We start from the raw sequence: 1,156 nt of genomic DNA, 5'->3' as shown, positions 1-1,156 counted from the left end.
TGTTCTCCTGCTCAAAAAGTGAGCAGAAGCAGTTGAACACCTGGGTCAGTTTTCAGTCGGCAGAACAGCCTCTACTGGGTCAGTTTTCGGTCAGCGACAACACCAATAGAGCTTAGCTGCGGAGCCTAGGTGTTATGGAAGCTACCTTCCCACTAGAGGCAGCCTTCAACTCGGCCATTTCGAACAACAAGCGTTGGTTTATGGAAGCAATTCGGGCCAACTCCTCTAAAAGCTGGTCGTTCTCCACACGGAGCGCTCGGTTCTTCTCTTTTTCAACCATCAGCGCCTGATGTTTCGAATCACGCTGGGCGCGCACTGACTTGCCCATGAGGGTGCGAATTCTCTCCGCCACCGCTGGGTAGGTGTTATGAATCAGACCCGGTGTAACGCCTGCTGCTCGGGCAACCGACGCGATGGAAATCTTCTCGTTACCTGCGACAAGGCCATCAATGACTTTATCAAGGGCATCTAGTGTTTTTGACCGCGAACGGCCAGGGGCATGCCCCTCAGTCGGCTTAATAGGCATTCCCAGCCTCGTTGATGTCGTCATTGAAGGGAGATAGACCTAAGCTTGTGATGACATCCAGTGCAACCTGCATGTCGCGCTCTGCTCGCTGCCTAACAGCAGGGCCTGCATCCACGATTTTGATCAGCTCCAGCTGTTGGCTGTAAATGTCCTGCCACGTGCCAGCAAAAAACTCATCAATCACCGAGCTTTTGCATCCAGGGCAGCGTGTAGCTTCGTACAACCCAGCTCCACCGCAGCCCCGCTCCGTCGCAATGCACCAGCCGTGGCCAGTTGCACGAATGTTGGCATGTGGGGCCGTTTGGGCAAGTAGAGCGGCCCTGTCTTTGATAGGGATAGCCCGCATCTCCACGATTTTTTCGCCCGCCCCGCCAGCTAATGGCTGATCGTCGAGCCATGACTCGATCAGGTCGATTTTGAATTCGGTCATTTGCTGGAAGATTTCGTCGAAAAGGCTTAGATCTTGTTGCGGATTCGATGCATAGAGCTGAGTCATGCTCATGCTGGTATGTTTGAACTGCCATTTTAAATAGATCAATGGTAAGCGCCTCATGAACCCCACATTCCAAACAGACAATTGAAGCCTGATCCTTTGCTCCCGATTCTTTTCAGGAGCCAGCACCTCATGAT

1 protein-coding gene and 1 pseudogene are annotated in these 1,156 nt (G+C 52.7%); both read right to left on the bottom strand.

Features of this window, described 5'->3' with window-relative positions:
- Positions 1-112: 112 nt before the first annotated feature.
- Positions 113-526, bottom strand: a complete 414-nt coding sequence (locus DW49_RS0124235) for a hypothetical protein (protein WP_024421489.1) — start codon at positions 524-526, stop codon at positions 113-115.
- Positions 516-1,156 (bottom strand): annotated as a pseudogene (locus DW49_RS0124230) (hypothetical protein); the annotation flags it as partial. The pseudogene DW49_RS0124230 and the gene DW49_RS0124235, both read right to left, overlap by 11 nt.

Origin of the sequence: Pseudomonas avellanae BPIC 631, assembly GCF_000444135.1 — a bacterium.
Classification (GTDB): Bacteria; Pseudomonadota; Gammaproteobacteria; order Pseudomonadales; family Pseudomonadaceae; genus Aquipseudomonas; species Aquipseudomonas avellanae.
The sequence above is the reverse complement of the archived record's forward strand: the minus strand, read 5'-3'. Positions and strand labels throughout refer to the sequence as shown.

Excerpts from the sequence above, each read along its gene's own strand:
- DW49_RS0124235 (WP_024421489.1), bottom strand. The coding sequence starts at position 526 with ATGCCTATTAAGCCGACTGAGGGGCATGCCCCTGGCCGTTCGCGGTCA.